This window comes from Allorhodopirellula solitaria, from assembly GCF_007859855.1.
Taxonomy (GTDB): domain Bacteria; phylum Planctomycetota; class Planctomycetia; order Pirellulales; family Pirellulaceae; genus Rhodopirellula; species Rhodopirellula solitaria.
In genome coordinates, this window is sequence record NZ_SJPK01000003.1 from 533,470 (window position 1) to 548,735 (window position 15,266).

The window sequence follows — 15,266 nt, forward strand, 5'->3', positions numbered from 1 at the left end:
GCTAGTAACCGATGGGCGGGCGCGCCCGGTCCTGCTAGCTACTTCGATTGGGGCGGTCGTAAGCACTGTTTCGGTGTGGTTGTTTTTTGCGTTGGTGGAGCGAACCCATGACGATTAATCCGGTAAGAGACCGTGGACGATGGGTCCACGGGGAATGAGCACCCCCACAGCGCGCCGGAGCGGCACTGATGATCGGCGGAAAAATCGGACAAGTTACCGTACTGACGGCCGCCGTTGGCACCCCTTACATCGCTAACCAAACCGAGTGGGGACGCGACGCGGTTAGCTCGGTTCAGAGTCAAATCAGCAACCCGCCCTGGAGCAGTTCACCCGCCAGTGGCGACTCCAACGGGGCCAGCCCGATCGCCTCGGACGACTATCCAGTGCACTCGCACTATCAAGTCGAAACTTTGCGACCGGTCTCATCGGAAAAGTATCGCTACGAGGATGACCTCGCCCGCAAACTCGGGGCACTGCCCAGCGAAGGTAGTCCTGCTCCGAGTCTGGTGGGCAACAACGTCACGGATATTCGCCAAGCATTGCGTTTCGATTTGACGCCATCGATGATTCTGGGTCGCTTTTCGCGGGTCTCCACGGTTCTTGCTGACCTGCAACTCGAGGGTTTGCGTGTCCCTGTTGTCACCGGGACCCGAGCCGATGACCTGGCGGGCACCCTGACCTACTACTTTGACCACTCCGGAGCGATCCAGCGTATCAATCTGCACGGATTTACAGGCGAGACCGATCGAATCGTGGCCACCCTGACGAACCACTATGGCTTGCAAACCGAGCAGACGCTCGATGCAGGTGTGTACACCAAACGTTGGAATGGCATTCCCGTGCACCTGCTCCGGATCACGCACGCTCCGGTCGTCTTCAGTGACGCCGTGCACCAAAAGTACACAGTGTTCCTGGAGCTCAATCAGCCCAACTTGCGTTACGGCATTAGTGAAGAAGCCCGCCGGATTGTGCACGCCGATCGTTGGACAGGACGCTGGTAGGATGACGCTGCAATCCGACCACCTCCAGTCTGGGAGGATTGCAGGTTTTTCCCTATACTGCCTGCATCTTCGCTAGGGTCCGCGGCATCTCCGGACCGTTGTTTGAACCACCCCACATCGAGAATCGCCATGTCATCGACTTCTGATACTCCCCGCCCCGTCGGCAGCGACGGTCCAGAGAAAACGATCATCATCGGTAGCGGACCGGCGGGTTGGTCGGCAGCAATTTACGCGGCTCGTGCGAACCTGGATCCCGTTCTCTATGAAGGCACGTTTCGCCCCGACATGATTCCCTTGGGGCAACTCGCCTACACAACCGAGGTCGAGAATTTCGCTGGCTTCCCCGCAGGTAACGTTCGCGCGTTTGTGGAGTCGGCTGTCGACAAAGATCGGCACTACAACCTGCCGCCTGTTCCAGCCGAGCACACCCGCGATGACCAGCCTCACTACGCTGTTCAGGGCACCGAACTGATGGAGCTGATGAAACAGCAAGCTCTGAATTTCGGGACGCGAGTGATTAGCGACGATATCGAACGGGTCGATTTTTCCGGGCCACCCCACACGCTCTACCCGGCATCCGGCGATCCCGTCCAGGCGCACACGGTCATCATCGCGACCGGAGCGCGAGCCAATTACCTGGGTCTGGACAGCGAGGAAGAGTACAAAAACAAAGGCGTCAGCGCCTGTGCGGTTTGCGACGGGGCACTGCCCATCTTCCGCAGCAAGCCATTGGCTGTCGTCGGCGGTGGTGACTCCGCCGTCGAAGAAGCCACCTACCTGGCTAACCTCAAAGGCGCCGACACGATTTACTTGATCGTCCGCCGCGACGAAATGCGAGCTAGCAAGGTCATGCAAGAGCGGGCCTTGAACCATCCGAAGATTGAAATGAAGTGGAATACGGTGGTCGATGAAGTGATTGGTGACGGAAAGAATGTCACCAGCCTGCGGCTCAAGAGCACCGTCGATGATTCCACCAGCGAACTCGCCGTCGGCGGGATGTTCGTCGCAATCGGTCACACGCCCAATACCGCGTTTCTCGATGGTGCCGTCGACATGAACTCCGCTGGCTACATCCAGTGGACGCGCCCCTTCCGCACCAATACGGATGTTGCTGGCGTGTTCGCCGCCGGGGACGTCGCCGACGATTACTATCGCCAAGCGATCACGTCAGCGGGAACGGGGTGCATGGCAGCACTGGATTCGGAGCGATTCCTGGTCGAACAAGAATCGGTCGTCAGTGCCTCGGCAGCTGACTGAGCGACTCAGGACGCCCGTTGTCGGCTCCGAAACTGCTGGGCAAGTGACCGCAACGGGGAGCCGAGGCTGAAATAACACAGCATCAGCGGCAGAGCGACCCAGTGCAGCAGAGCTACGCCGACGACAGCAAAGAGCGCCTGACCAATCTGGTTGGGCGTTCGCCGGCCACGCATCAACTGCGCGAACACGTGGGGGTAGCGAAACCTCGAAACCATGAGGAAGGCGAGCAGCAACGCCAATACGGGAATGAAGAAGTGCGACGCGTCGAGCGTCCATGCACTGATGTTGCCGATCCATTCAGGGTACTTCTCGGCAGTGGCGTAGAACTTCAAATCTGGAATCGCGATCGCGAACGCTGCCAAAGTGCCTGCCGCTGCCGGGCTCGGTAACCCTTCGAATCCCTCATGGTCATCGTCCTCGGGTGTTTCGACATTGAACCGGGCGAGTCGCAGGAGCACACAGATCGCGAACAAAACGCCGATCGCCCACGTCAGTCGCTGGGGCAGCGCGTCGCTGATCCGCCACACGATCACCGCTGGGGCGACGCCGAAGGTGACCGCATCGCAAAGCGAATCAAGTTCGGCGCCAAACCGACTGGCTTGACCTGTCAATCGGGCGGCCGATCCATCGAGTGCGTCGAACAACATGCCTCCAAAAATCAGCAGCCCGGAGGCATAGAGTTTCGTTTCGAGATCCCACTCGAGCGTGTCGGTACTGACCGCGATCGCAATCGCAGCCAAACCACACACACCGTTGCCGAGTGTTAACGCCGTAGGCAAGACCGCGAGCGTCAGCCGACGCTTTCGGTGTCGACGTTTTCGGCGTTGACGCGACCGGCCTGCTCGGGAAGTTGCATTGGCCTCATGGTCCCCTTCCTCGGCAAGCTCTGGCCCGTTGAGCCCCTCATTGGCGTCAAGTTCTTCACTGAGTTCGTCGTCGGAATCCGTCCAATCTTCATGGGGATGTCGCGGTCTGAGTTCACTCATGAGAGCCGGGCGTATTGAAACGGGGTAGGAAATCGATCAGGAGGCGGGCCAATCCTAGTCGCGAGCATGAGCACGCAGGGGCCACAGGAGCAGATCGTTGTGCGGGAGCGACGGTGAATACGTGCCCGCGTTCCCATCATGCCGATTGTGGCGAAAATGTGGATGCGGCGGAATCGACCGGGGTGCTCATGGAGAACCAGAGTAGCGGCTACAATAGTGCCTTGTCGAGAACACCTCCCCTCAACCATACGTCACTATCGCCTGCACGGCAGCCGTCATGATCACGCCTCGCTATCTCGTTCCCTTTGATTCGCGTCGTGCCAATCACCGGTTCACTGACGTGTTGGTCATCGGGGGAGGATTGGCGGGGCTCCGCGCCGCCCACGCAATCGAGCCCAATTTGTCGGTGCTCGTCGTCACCAAGGATGTGCTGCGTGAATCCAATAGCAACTATGCCCAAGGCGGTATCGCCGGCGTGCTCGACCCGGACGATTGTTTCGATGATCACGTCCGCGACACTCTGATCGCGGGGAAAAACCTCTGCGAACGCGATGTCGTCGAACGCGTGATTCGCGAAGCTCCGCTGCGGATCGAAGAATTGATCCGATGGGGGACGCAGTTTGACAAACACGCTGGCGAACTCGCCCTGGGCCGAGAGGGGGGACATTCGCACGAACGGATCGTCCATGCGTTGGGCGATGCGACGGGGCGTGAGATCATGCGGGCCATGATCGAGCACACGCGAGAAGCCCCCAATATCGACACCTGGGAGAACACGTTTACTGTCGATCTGCTCACCCTCGAAGGTCGCTGTCGAGGAGCGGTGATCGTCCGCGATGGGGAACAGCCCACCATGGTTTGGGCCAAGGAAACGATTCTATGCACCGGGGGCGTCGGGCAAGTCTTTCGCGAATCCACCAATCCCGCCGTCGCGACCGGGGATGGCACGTCGCTCGCCTACCGCGCCGGAGTCGAACTACGCGACATGGAATTCATCCAATTCCACCCCACCGTGTTGTATATCGCTGGCTCGTCCCGTTCCCTGATCACCGAAGCGGTGCGGGGTGAAGGCGCCCACCTGGTCAATGCGAGCGGTGAACGGTTCATGCCCAATTACGATGATCGCGCTGAGCTGGCACCTCGAGACATTGTCAGCCAGTCGATCGTGAGCGAGATGAACGAGTCCTCACAGCCCTGTGTTTACCTCAGTCTAGCGCATCTGAACCCTGAGCATGTCCGTAGCCGGTTTCCTGGAATCGCCGAAGCGTGCCAACAATTTGGGCTCGATATCACAACCGACCGGATTCCCGTCCGGCCCGGTGCCCACTACATGATCGGCGGCGTGAGCGTGGACAGCCAAGGACGGACTTCGCTACCAGGTCTATGGGCGGCTGGGGAGGCGACCAGTTCCGGGCTGCATGGAGCCAATCGGCTGGCCAGCAACAGTTTGCTCGAAGGACTCGTCTACGGCGCTCACGCCGGGGAGTCCGCCAGTCGCTCGGCGGCCGAAGGCCCTCACAAGATGGTGGCCTATCGAATTCAACAGACCGCGCGGGAACAGACTCGGGCATTCGATATCGCCGACGTCCGCGTGTCCCTCAAAAGCCTGATGGGCAGACTCGTTGGGGTGCAGCGCGATGCCGCCGGGCTCGCCCAGGCCCACGAGCAGATCCGCTCTCTCTCGACCTACGTGATGCCTCACCAGTTCGATAGTGTGGAGGGATGGGAGTTGCAAAACCTGCTGCTTACCGCGTCGGCGATGACGGCGGCGGCTCTGGCCCGCCAGGAGTCGCGGGGCGTGCATTTTCGCAGCGATTTCCCCGAAACCGACAACGAAAACTGGCGCTGTCATCAAACGCAGCAAATCGACGTCGATGGCGGCTACCCGCAGCGAGGGGAACTGATCACGCGTCCCACCGCTGACCACGTTGCCCCCTCGCAGAGAAACGGCTAAGTTTTCCTGTTCGACGACGAGACTCCCCCTCCCCTCGCTGTCTCCTATCTCCTCACTCTCGAACTCCCTCACTGGCAATGTCTGCTCCACGCGTTCTCGTACTTCGTGCTCCCGGCACCAATTGTGATGTGGAAACCGCTCACGCTTTTGAAGTCGCAGGTGCTACCGCCGAGCGAATTCACGTGGGGCGGTTGATGGAGAATCCGACGCTGCACAAACGCTATCAGATCCTCTGCATTCCCGGTGGTTTCAGCTACGGCGACGACATCGCCGCCGGCCGCATTCTCGCCACCCGGATGCACCATCACCTCGATGACATGATTCATCACTTTGTCGATAGCGGAGACAACCTTGTGTTGGGTATCTGCAACGGCATGCAGGTCCTGATGCGGCTGGGCGTCCTGACCGCTGGGGTGGAAACCCCGCAGGTCGCTTCGGCAACGGTCGGCGGTGACGCCGTCTTGAGTGGACAGAGCGACGCAGACGGGCCCGGACACGACGTGCCGCCGGCAACTTTGACCTGGAACAATCACGGGCGTTTCGAAGCCCGCTGGGTGCACCTGTCCGTCGACGAAACCCCCTGCGTCTTTCTCAAAGGGATCGAGCAGATGTATCTGCCGATGGCACACGCCGAAGGCAAGTTCGTCGCCCGCGATGCCGATGCCCTCGAACAGCTTCGCAGCGCCGGGCGGCTGCCGCTGCGGTACTGTGACGGGTCGGGTGAAATTCAATCCGAAACCTTGCAGTTCCCCTGCAATCCCAACGGCGGCGATGCCAATGTCGCTGGCGTCTGCGACGGATCGGGCCGTGTTTTCGGACTGATGCCGCACCCAGAACGACACATCGACGCGACCCAGCATCCGTTTTGGACGCGTAGGAAAACGCAGCCCGCTGAAGGCGACGGACTCGCAATGTTCCGCAACGCGGTCGAGTGGTTCGCTTGAGAGCCGACGAAGCCCGTTTCGCCTTTGGCAAAAACTGGACGTCGTTCCTCAAACAGGTTGACGTTGGAAGAGCCGAGCAAGCGGTCGCGTCGCTGCAGCAACTGTTTCAGCTCGACCCAGGGCAATCCCAGCCCCTCGCCGGCAAGTCGTTTCTAGACATCGGTTCGGGTAGTGGTTTGTTCTCGCTCGCGGCGGTATCCCTTGGCGCTTCGGTGGTCTCGATCGACATCGATGCTGAAAGCGTCGCTTGCACGCAGCAACTCAAGGACCAGTTCGAAGCATCGCTGGCGACTCGGAACGATATCGAGAGCGAGGCTGCTGCTGGCCGGCACGATTGGCGCGTCGAGCATCTCTCCGTGCTCGATGCCGAGGCCATGTCTGCCCTGGGAACCTTCGACATCGTTTACAGCTGGGGCGTGCTGCACCACACGGGAGAAATGGAGATGGCAATCGCGAGTGCCGCGGACAAAGTCGCCGGCGGCGGATGGTTTGCGATCGCCATTTATCATGACCAGGGTGGAGCGAGCCGCCGCTGGCTCGCGATTAAACGAGGCTACCATGCCTTGCCCGCCTTCCTGCGGGGCGGCTACGTGGCTGCCATCGCAGGCGCGTACGAGACCAAGTTTGCCGCCGCTCGCTTGCTGCGCGGTCGCAATCCGCTGCCCTTTGCCGATTGGCGGGCCAAGCGAAACGACCGCGGTATGAGCGTCTGGCACGACTGGGTCGATTGGATCGGTGGGCTGCCTTTCGAAGTCGCCTCGCCCGAAGCGATCATTATGCCACTCCGCCGCCAAGGCTTTGTGCTGGAAAATCTTCGCACGGTCGGTTCGGGATGGGGATGCAACGAGTATGTCTTTCGCAGGACGCCTTTTCCACCTGGGACTGACGGCGGTTCATGATGGCGGGCTCGACCGAGCGATCCGACGTCCTCGGAATCGATATCGGGGGCGTTCATCTGAAGTACGCAACCATCGCTGGTGAGTGTCTCGACCGCCCCTTCCCACTGTGGACACGTTGGCAAGAACTCTCCGACCAACTCGCCTCGGACATTTCCCGGTTCCGCGGCATCCGGAGGCTAGCGATCACGATGACCGGCGAGCTGGCCGACTGTTTCGCTGCTCGCTCGGTCGGCGTTTCGTCGATTGTCGATCACGTCATGCGATGCCTAACCATGACCGCATTGCAGTCTGCTGCGTTCTACGGGACCGACGGCCGGTTTCACGACGCCGGCGGCGCCAAGCACAATTGGGAGTGCGTGGCAGCATCGAACTGGCACGCCCTGGCGACTTGCGTCGGCTCGCGGTTGGCCAAGGATGCACTGTTGATCGATGTTGGCTCGACGACAACGGACGTGATCGCGATCTGCGAGGGCGAAGTGCTGACGCGATCACGCACCGACTTCACCCGGCTGGGTGATCTGTCACTTGTCTATGTTGGCTGCCGGCGCACGCCTGTCTGCGCTCTGGTGTCGGAACTGGAGATAGACGGTCGATTCATTCCAGTCATGAACGAGGTCTTTGCAACGATCGATGACGCCCGCTTGCTCACCGGTACGCAGGCCGAGGATCCGTCCGATATGGCAACGGCCGATTCGCATCCACGCGACCGTGCTCACGCCCGCATTCGACTTGCACGCATGATCGGTCTCGACAGCGATCAGGTCAGCGACCGCGAGCTCGAACACCTGGCGACGCAAATTCAGCGTTCTGCATCGCGTCGCATCGATGTGGCCGTCGACCGATGGTGGCAGATCCTAAGCTCTCAAACGGAGTCACCGCCGACCTGCGTGCTCAGCGGCCATGGCCAAGATCTCGTCGGACCTCCAGGCGACTGTGACGTCATCGATCTCCGCACGCAGTTGCCGCGAGGTGTCTCCCGAGCAGCCCCCGCCTGGGCCGTCGCGGTACTCCTTCCCCGGTGACAGGGCGGCATTGATCGCCGTTCCCTCTGCCTGCTTGTCCAAAGTGATGCGAAGCCGCTGCCGGCTTAGGCTTGTCACGCTGTTTCGCTAGCAACGAAACACCCATCGTCGCCCCAAAGCTTCGAGGTTTGACCCCGCGGAGGTGCATTGCTATAGTAATGCACAATGTCACTTCCCCCTCAGCTATTCCGTGTTGCGACTTCGTCGGGTGTGCCGATCTTTCGGCAGATCATGGACCAGGTCCGTGCGTTGATCGCCTGCGGCGACTTAGCGGCCGGCGAGATGTTGCCGAGCACCCGTGAATTGGCCCGGGAACTGGAGGTGAACATGATGACCGTGTCGAAGGCCTACTCGCGGCTGGAGGCCGATGGTGTGGTCGAGCGTGTTCGTGGGCTGGGGATGCGCGTGGTCGAGATTCGCGATACCCGATCAGCCACTGAGCGCAAACGTGATTTCCAGGAACTGGTCGCCCCGGCGCTGCATCGGGCGCGCCAACTCGGCCTCTCCGACGACCAGATTCTGTCCGTTGTCAAAAAGGCACTCAAGGATTCATCCCATGAACAATGACATTATCCGAACGTCTGGATTGCGGAAGCACTTTGGTAAGAACGAGGTGCTTCGCGGTGTGGATCTAGCGATCCCCCGAGGCGCTGTTGTCGGCCTGCTCGGGAGCAATGGCGCCGGCAAGAGCACTCTGATCAAGTGTCTCCTCGGACTGCTAAAAATCTCCGCGGGCACGGCCACTCTGATGGGCGAAGACCCGTGGAACCTATCGGCCCATACCAAATCTCGCATTGGCTACGTGCCCCAGGTCGTGCATCTCTATCCCTGGATGAAGGTTCGCCAAGTGATCGAGTATACCGGCGCGTTCTATGCGAATTGGGATCACGCCTGGTGCCGCGAACTCCTCGATCAATGGGACCTCGACGGGGCCGCGTGGATCCGCAATCTGTCCACCGGCCAACTGCAGCGACTCGGATTGATCCTCGGGATGGGACACCGCCCCGATCTCTACCTACTCGATGAACCCGCTGCGAGCCTTGATCCGAGCGGCCGTCGTAGCTTGTTGCGATCGCTACTAGAAATTACCGAAGATCGCGAGCACAGCATCCTATTCTCAACCCACATCACCTCTGACCTGGAGCGGATCGCCTCGCATGTGGCGATCATGGGGAATGGCGTGATCGACTACTTCGGTGAACTGGATGAATTGAAGGATAGTGTGAAACGGATTCGCGTGCATTCGCCCGTCGATTTACCGCCGGACTTCAGCGTACCAGGTGCTCTACGGACTGAAATCAATGGCGACTCCGCCATCGTCGCTGTCGCGGCAGTCAACGATGAGGTGATCGATGGTATTCGCGATCGTTGGGATGCGTCCGTCGATGTCGAGGACCTCAATCTCGAGGACATTTTCCTGGAGCTTCACGATGCTCAGTAAATCCGCACTCCGTCAAATTTCGGGGATTTCCAAGACCTACCTGATGCGTCCACTGATGCTCTGCGCGCTACTGATCTTGGGGATCGGATGTGCCATTTTCTGCTTCTCATCTCGCTCACTCCGATTTCGCGATTCATACTCAACACCTTTTGATCAGAATGCGAGCGATACTTTTCACGACGCCCAAGCGTTTGTGCGTTGGTCTGAGGACGGGACCGTCCATCCCGAAATCACTGCGATCGATTTCACGCGTATGGGATCGGCGATCAGAACAAAGCCCAACGATCTGGGGCCGCGACAAGCCGAGGTGCTCCCCTTCGGCGACCTTGAGCAGACGCTCGCTCAGTTCCCCAATTTGGCGAAGGTTCAGTTTGATAGGGACCAGTTGACTCAAGTTGCACCGACGACGCTCGCCGCCCTGACGAGTTTACGAGCGATTTCGGTACTCGATGTAAAGGTAACCGCTGCACACATTGCTGCCTTGTCACAGGTCCCTTCGCTGGAGTGGATCTCGCTGCAAACGATCGATTTACCTGCATCCTTGGAGCCGCTCTCCACGCTCCCAAACTTGAGTTCGGTGTGCATCTCCAATGGACCGTTATCGATGTCCAACGGCCCAATGGCCAGCCCCTACCGCCCCGAAACGCTGGTCGAACTCAACGCCCTGCCATCGCTCAGGGAATTGATCCTGCGGCCACAGTACCTACCGGGACTAGGCTATTTCGCGGGTAGCAAGACGCCCGATCCTGCCTGTGATCCGGTGCTGAAGGAAAACTGCCGTGAAGTGTTCGCAGACAGTCAGACGCTGCAGCGACTCTGGCTAGGATCCAATCAAAGCGACGCCGAACGCAATCAACTCGCAGTGGTCGCCAAAACGCTGCCCCACGTCCGCGTGCGACCGGCAACCTACGATAGCAGGAAGGTGCTTGAGTCGCGGATGGCCGGTGGCATTTTGATGTTTGCGACGATGGTGATCATGCTGCAATTGACGAGTCAGTTCTCTGGGCCGTCGGCGCAGTTGATCCCTCGTTTCGCTCCGGTTCATCTCGGGTTTTTCGCGGCGTTCATCACGATCGCGACGTGTGCCTATGCCCTCGCAATATCCGGCCGGGACCTTTCCTTGTTACCGGCACTGGCAACATTCGCATCTTGCGTTGCGGTCGTTGCGATCTTACATGCCATGTGGAGCGTCGTGGGGATGACGGGGCGCCAGTACGCATATTGGCTTCCTGCGTTGATTGTGGTGTGCGTGATGTATCACCCCATCGCCATGAACTTCGCACCACCCTGGTGGAGCGCGATTCTGGACCAGTTTTTGATGGGGGTGCACCCAGTGGTCGCGATGCTATTGCTGGCGACGGCAGCACTCGTGTTGGCGGGCTGCCTGCTGCTGTTCTCTTGGCAGCACCGGTTCTGGGCCGAGCATGCCATCGCACCGGCCATGACGGTTGGCGATCTCGGTGCGCGGATGTCGAGTTTGGCGTGGAACCGACGCGACGATCGCAAGAGTGCCGCCCAGATAGGACGATGGAATCGAAGACTGCAAGACACACTGGCGCAGCCGCGAGCGACACACCGGTGGATTGCACGGATGTGGCGGCTGGGAAACTCACCTGCCTATATCGGTGCGATCATGATCATCGTTGCGATCACTTTCTCGTTCGGTTCCTTTTTTCGCGTCAATGGCGCGTCCGCGATGGACCACATGATGGTCCATCACAGCGTCTTGATGCTGCTCGCGCTACCCATGTTACTTATCGCAATGCAGTGTAGCGGGCGTCGCGATACGCTCGCTCGAGATATCTTGTATCCCGTCGCACGAGAGCGGTGGATAGGCAGCGTCTTCCTGGCAGTGTGGACACAGCTGGGGTCCCTGTTGGCGTTGGCATTCATCATTGCCAACCTCCAAATCGGATTTCTGATGCAGGTGCCGACACCTTCGCATGTGTTGAGAGGATTAGTGGCTGCGGGCGCACTGAGCGTATTGGGGACGGGAGTCATCCTATCGGTCACCCTCCATCGCGGCATTGCCTGGGCAATCGCTCTCGGTCTGGTGGGGCTGATTTCGACGATTTGCGTCACCATGATCATCGTCGATACTGGATTGGGACCCTCCGGCGCAGCGGCTGAGTCAGTTCGCCAGGCTCTGCATCACCCTGCCGTACTGCCAGGGATCTGGATTGTCGCTGGCGTCATCTTTTCGCTCGCCTACCGACAGTGGCAACGCACCGAGTTCGCATGCGTCTGAGCCATTGACGATGAACATCGCGAGCTGAGGGCATCGCGAACTTAGACGAAGCTAGCGGTTCGTTCCGACCCAAGCGCGCCTCATGGCGGGGTCATCGCCGTTTCTCCCAGGTTTGGGATCCACGGCGGATGAGTGAACCCGGAACAGCATCCGGGGATACTGCACCGATCCTAGAGAAACGCCGGATCATGCTTCACACAGCGAAGCGGCGAGACTAGCCGCGACCGAGTCCGATCCGAACCTTTTGCAACAGATTGCGGACGGGCTGGACGGGTTGGAATCCCATCAAGCGACGTCGCTTCCAGTGACCGTCTTCGGTCTTGCTGAACATGATGATTTGCGGGATCAAATTTTCTCCCTCCATCAACTGAGCGGCCAGTTCAGGCTCGGCATCGCGGTCGACAACCGCGACACTCACGTTATCCAATTCGCCCGACCGCGTCATGTCCGCGATCGTCGTCTTCTTGAGTACCTGACAGGCCGGGCAGTACGGGGCACCGATCACGACCATCAGAGGTTTGTCTTCTTCAACTGACTTCTTATACGCCAGAGTGTAGTTCTGGTCACTCGGGTGAGTGGGAGTCTCCCTCGCAGGTTCAATCATCGACGAACCGGTGGTAACCAACGAGAGGGTAAGACCCAAGAACAGTGACAACATTCCATGCTTCCTAATGCAAGTTAGTTCGTCGGAACAGTTGTGGCACCATGCCAGCGGAATCGAGTCAGGCGAATCATACGCCAACGGTTTTTTAGTTCAGGTGGGTGGGCTTTGAGAAAGCGAAACCACCCGTGAAACCATGCTCGAAAATTGAAAAGATTTAAACTGTCCGGACAAAATGTAACGCTGCGACCCACTGAAGACTCAGGAAAAATCCCTTCCTTTACCTCAACGAGCGTAGCAACATATCGCTTCGCAGTAAGTCGGCTCCCGTCGACGCACTCCACGCTGACTCAGGAAATGACTTTGGCCTGAGGGAATCCTTCGCCCGTGGGGCCGAGTCTCCAACTGGAAACCCGCCTCAACAGGGTGGTCTGTCTTTCCATTCAGGCTGGTCGGGATTGTAGGAACGCTGGGGGGCCCTGCAACCGGCAGAACCGGCATTTTCGAAATCTGTTGCCAAGGGAGCCCTTAGCCCCGCTTGCAGGCCGCGTATGGTCGTGATCAGCCCCGCTGTAGCTTGCCTATTTTAACTGTTTGCTAGCAACTGGCGTCGGGCCGCCCGTTTTGGCGCCGGTCCGAGCATCCATACTTGGCTGGGCGTCGGCTCGGTGGCTCGGTCTGCCGCCGCGACAACCGCCCTTTCGCGAGACTGCGGATTGTCGTCCAATGGCGAGCCACCCACTTCGCTCGTACTGTCAGACGGCCCGAGAAATTCTCCATGACGCAACCGCCGTTCCCCGATCACGCCACGTCTCCGGGTCACCGACGCCAGGCGATCATGCGAATTCTCGATGCGAACGCCAATCGTGCGGCAGAGGGGCTGCGCGCGATGGAAGAGACCGCCCGGTTTGTGCTCGATGCAAGCTCGATGACTCAGCAATTGAAGTCACTGCGGCATGACTTTGCCAGCGCACTTTTGCGGTTGCCTCGCAGTGAATGTCTCGCCGCGCGCGATAGCGGTCAGGACGTCGGAACCACCGTCTCGACCGAGAGTGAACAGCAGCGAACCACGGCCACGCAAATCGTGGCCGCGGCCGCGGGCCGGACCCAGCAAGCGATGCGTTGTCTAGAAGAGTACGGAAAGATCGTCGACGTCACGTTCGCTGGCGAAATCGAACAGCTGCGTTACCGGTGCTATGATGTCTGTGCTCGTCTCGAACAGGTTTGCCTCGGCGGCAGCGATCGTTTTCACCGGCTGCAACAGGCCAGGCTCTACGCACTTGTCGATGCCTGTGCTAGCGAAGCGGCGATGATTCAGCGAATGGTCAGTTTGGCAGATGCCGGCGTCGACATCATTCAGCTGCGCGATTCCAATGTAGACGACCGCACACTCTTTACACGGGCGGTCGCGGGAGCGAATGCCGCGAAAGATCTCGGTGTGTTGTGGATCATCAACGATCGGGCCGATATCGCCGCCGCCTCGGGAGCCGACGGCGTGCATGTCGGTCAAGATGAGTTGCCCGTCGCGCAGGTTCGCCGTATCGTCGGGGCCGATGCGATCATCGGTCTTTCCACTCACGACATCGACCAAGTGCACGATGCGATCGCCTCCACCGCCGACTACATCGGCTGTGGTCCGGTATTTCCCGGCAACACGAAAAAGTTCGATGCCTATCCCGGTTGCGATTTACTGCGTCAAGTAACCGACGTCTCCTGTGATCCATTGACTCCGGTCGCTTTCGCGATCGGAGGGATCATCCCATCGAACGTTTCCGAGGTGGTCGCTGCTGGGTTCGGCCGGGTAGCGGTCACCGGCGCGCTTTGCGTCGGTAGCGAAAGCCAAGCTGCTGGCGAGCTGCTAGCGCAACTTCGTAGCGTTACTCTGTCATCATCCGAGGAACTCGTTTCATGATTCGTAGTGTTCGCGTGCTATTGGTGGTCATGCACCTCAGCGTTCCTGCCCTGCTCACCGCCCAATCGCCCAGCGAAGAGCTGGTCCACGATGTCGTCTCTCTGACCAGCAACACGGAGTTGGCCGAGAGCAGCGGTTTGGCGTTCTCAACTCGGGATCCTCACTGCATCTGGACTCATAATGATTCGGGTCACGCAGCAACCTTGTTTGCTTTTGATAGCCGAACGGGCCTTCAGACTGGCGAGTGTCATCTCGCCGGAGTCAACGCTATCGACTGGGAATCGCTGACGTCGGCAGGCCTGGGACGTCGCGAGCTCATCGTCGCCGACAGTGGTGACAACGACGCTCGTCGCGAATTCATCACGCTGTATCGTTTTGATGAACCCGATCCGCACGAGACAACCCGTCTGAGTCCATCCGACTATGGGCAGCTCCACGTCCGCTACCCCGGCGGCGCGATCGACTGCGAAGCGGTCTGGTATGACGAGGTGGAATCGAGCCTGATTTTGCTTGGCAAGGGGCGGTTGCCGTTCGCGGGTGTCTATCGAATCTCTGATCAGCATTGGCAGCAATCGAAAGCGCAGGCTTCGCCGATGGATCGACGAGAATCCGAAGTTCGGCCCGACGTCGTCACAGCGAAACGGATTGCGACGTTGGCGCTACCAATGGCGACTGGCGCTGATCGAGACCCGGCAACCGGTGATATTTGGATCACGAGTTACTTCCAAGCCTTTTGTTTCCGACGCGGCGACTATACGAGCTTGACCACCCAGCTCGCTAGTATTCCCACCGCGGTCGACATGCCGCGTTGGCGACAGATCGAAGCGTTGGCGGTCGATGCCGATTCCCAGGTATGGATCACCAGCGAAGGGCATCCAGCCAAGTTGGGGCGTTTACCTATGTTTTCAGATTCAGCAGCGAGTGAATAGTACGATCTCATCGACGGCCCCGGCGCCGAGAGATGCAGTGAAGCCGTTGTCCCCTCGACCACTTTCTACAAG

The 15,266-nt window shown here is 59.5% G+C and carries 13 protein-coding genes; 11 read left to right on the top strand and 2 right to left on the bottom strand.

What is annotated here, in order from left to right:
- Nucleotides 1–188: 188 nt before the first annotated feature.
- Entirely contained in the window at nt 189–1,001 is an 813-nt protein-coding gene (locus CA85_RS08135) for a DUF6690 family protein (protein ID WP_146390795.1), read from the top strand.
- A 129-nt stretch (nt 1,002–1,130) separates the two neighbouring features.
- Nucleotides 1,131–2,258 carry an FAD-dependent oxidoreductase gene (locus CA85_RS08140; protein WP_146390796.1) on the top strand — a complete coding sequence of 376 codons (1,128 nt, stop codon included), beginning with the start codon at nt 1,131–1,133 and terminating at the stop codon, nt 2,256–2,258.
- 5 nt (nt 2,259–2,263) lie between these two features.
- On the opposite strand, the gene pssA is transcribed toward CA85_RS08140, so the two are convergent.
- The gene (gene pssA, locus CA85_RS08145) at nt 2,264–3,244 is read right to left on the bottom strand and encodes a CDP-diacylglycerol--serine O-phosphatidyltransferase (protein ID WP_146390797.1); all 981 of its coding nucleotides are present in this window, start codon (nt 3,242–3,244) and stop codon (nt 2,264–2,266) included.
- Nucleotides 3,245–3,521: 277 nt separating this feature from the next.
- Between pssA and nadB the strand changes: the two genes are divergently transcribed.
- The 7 genes from nadB to CA85_RS08180 all read left to right on the top strand — a co-directional run bounded on the left by nadB (nt 3,522) and on the right by CA85_RS08180 (nt 11,752).
- The gene (gene nadB, locus CA85_RS08150; protein ID WP_146390798.1) at nt 3,522–5,198 is read left to right on the top strand and encodes an L-aspartate oxidase; all 1,677 of its coding nucleotides are present in this window, start codon (nt 3,522–3,524) and stop codon (nt 5,196–5,198) included.
- A gap of 77 nt (nt 5,199–5,275) precedes the next feature.
- Nucleotides 5,276–6,142, top strand: a complete 867-nt coding sequence (purQ, locus tag CA85_RS08155) for a phosphoribosylformylglycinamidine synthase I (RefSeq protein ID WP_146390799.1) — start codon at nt 5,276–5,278, stop codon at nt 6,140–6,142.
- The gene (locus tag CA85_RS08160; RefSeq protein ID WP_146390800.1) at nt 6,130–7,041 is read left to right on the top strand and encodes a class I SAM-dependent methyltransferase; all 912 of its coding nucleotides are present in this window, start codon (nt 6,130–6,132) and stop codon (nt 7,039–7,041) included. Before purQ ends, CA85_RS08160 begins: the two co-directional genes overlap by 13 nt.
- Entirely contained in the window at nt 7,038–8,063 is a 1,026-nt protein-coding gene (locus tag CA85_RS08165; protein ID WP_146390801.1) for a hydantoinase/oxoprolinase family protein, read from the top strand. Before CA85_RS08160 ends, CA85_RS08165 begins: the two co-directional genes overlap by 4 nt.
- Before the next feature lie 165 nt (nt 8,064–8,228).
- Entirely contained in the window at nt 8,229–8,630 is a 402-nt protein-coding gene (locus tag CA85_RS08170; RefSeq protein WP_146390802.1) for a GntR family transcriptional regulator, read from the top strand.
- On the top strand, nt 8,620–9,504 hold the full coding sequence (locus CA85_RS08175) for an ABC transporter ATP-binding protein (RefSeq protein WP_146390803.1): 885 nt from the start codon (nt 8,620–8,622) through the stop codon (nt 9,502–9,504). Before CA85_RS08170 ends, CA85_RS08175 begins: the two co-directional genes overlap by 11 nt.
- Nucleotides 9,494–11,752: a leucine-rich repeat domain-containing protein gene (locus CA85_RS08180; protein ID WP_146390804.1), complete on the top strand. Its 2,259-nt coding sequence runs from the start codon at nt 9,494–9,496 to the stop codon at nt 11,750–11,752. Before CA85_RS08175 ends, CA85_RS08180 begins: the two co-directional genes overlap by 11 nt.
- A 214-nt stretch (nt 11,753–11,966) precedes the next feature.
- Here the strand turns inward: CA85_RS08180 and CA85_RS08185 are convergent, their stop codons facing one another.
- Nucleotides 11,967–12,410 (bottom strand): thioredoxin family protein, encoded by a 444-nt coding sequence (locus tag CA85_RS08185; protein ID WP_146390805.1) that lies wholly within the window; start codon nt 12,408–12,410, stop codon nt 11,967–11,969.
- Nucleotides 12,411–13,131: 721 nt separating this feature from the next.
- Here CA85_RS08185 and CA85_RS08190 point away from each other — a divergent pair.
- Together CA85_RS08190 and CA85_RS08195 are read left to right on the top strand one after the other, a co-directional pair.
- Nucleotides 13,132–14,265 carry a thiamine phosphate synthase gene (locus CA85_RS08190; RefSeq protein WP_146390806.1) on the top strand — a complete coding sequence of 378 codons (1,134 nt, stop codon included), beginning with the start codon at nt 13,132–13,134 and terminating at the stop codon, nt 14,263–14,265.
- A complete protein-coding gene (locus tag CA85_RS08195; protein ID WP_146390807.1) occupies nt 14,262–15,194 on the top strand; it encodes a hypothetical protein in 933 nt (310 codons plus the stop codon). Before CA85_RS08190 ends, CA85_RS08195 begins: the two co-directional genes overlap by 4 nt.
- The last annotated feature ends 72 nt before the right edge of the window (nt 15,195–15,266 follow it).

Excerpts from the sequence above, each read along its gene's own strand:
- CA85_RS08135 (WP_146390795.1), top strand. The coding sequence starts at position 189 with ATGATCGGCGGAAAAATCGGACAAGTTACCGTACTGACGGCCGCCGTT.
- CA85_RS08140 (WP_146390796.1), top strand. The coding sequence starts at position 1,131 with ATGTCATCGACTTCTGATACTCCCCGCCCCGTCGGCAGCGACGGTCCA.
- pssA (WP_146390797.1), bottom strand. The coding sequence starts at position 3,244 with ATGAGTGAACTCAGACCGCGACATCCCCATGAAGATTGGACGGATTCC.
- nadB (WP_146390798.1), top strand. The coding sequence starts at position 3,522 with ATGATCACGCCTCGCTATCTCGTTCCCTTTGATTCGCGTCGTGCCAAT.
- purQ (WP_146390799.1), top strand. The coding sequence starts at position 5,276 with ATGTCTGCTCCACGCGTTCTCGTACTTCGTGCTCCCGGCACCAATTGT.
- CA85_RS08165 (WP_146390801.1), top strand. The coding sequence starts at position 7,038 with ATGATGGCGGGCTCGACCGAGCGATCCGACGTCCTCGGAATCGATATC.
- CA85_RS08170 (WP_146390802.1), top strand. The coding sequence starts at position 8,229 with ATGTCACTTCCCCCTCAGCTATTCCGTGTTGCGACTTCGTCGGGTGTG.
- CA85_RS08175 (WP_146390803.1), top strand. The coding sequence starts at position 8,620 with ATGAACAATGACATTATCCGAACGTCTGGATTGCGGAAGCACTTTGGT.
- CA85_RS08180 (WP_146390804.1), top strand. The coding sequence starts at position 9,494 with ATGCTCAGTAAATCCGCACTCCGTCAAATTTCGGGGATTTCCAAGACC.
- CA85_RS08185 (WP_146390805.1), bottom strand. The coding sequence starts at position 12,410 with ATGTTGTCACTGTTCTTGGGTCTTACCCTCTCGTTGGTTACCACCGGT.
- CA85_RS08190 (WP_146390806.1), top strand. The coding sequence starts at position 13,132 with ATGACGCAACCGCCGTTCCCCGATCACGCCACGTCTCCGGGTCACCGA.
- CA85_RS08195 (WP_146390807.1), top strand. The coding sequence starts at position 14,262 with ATGATTCGTAGTGTTCGCGTGCTATTGGTGGTCATGCACCTCAGCGTT.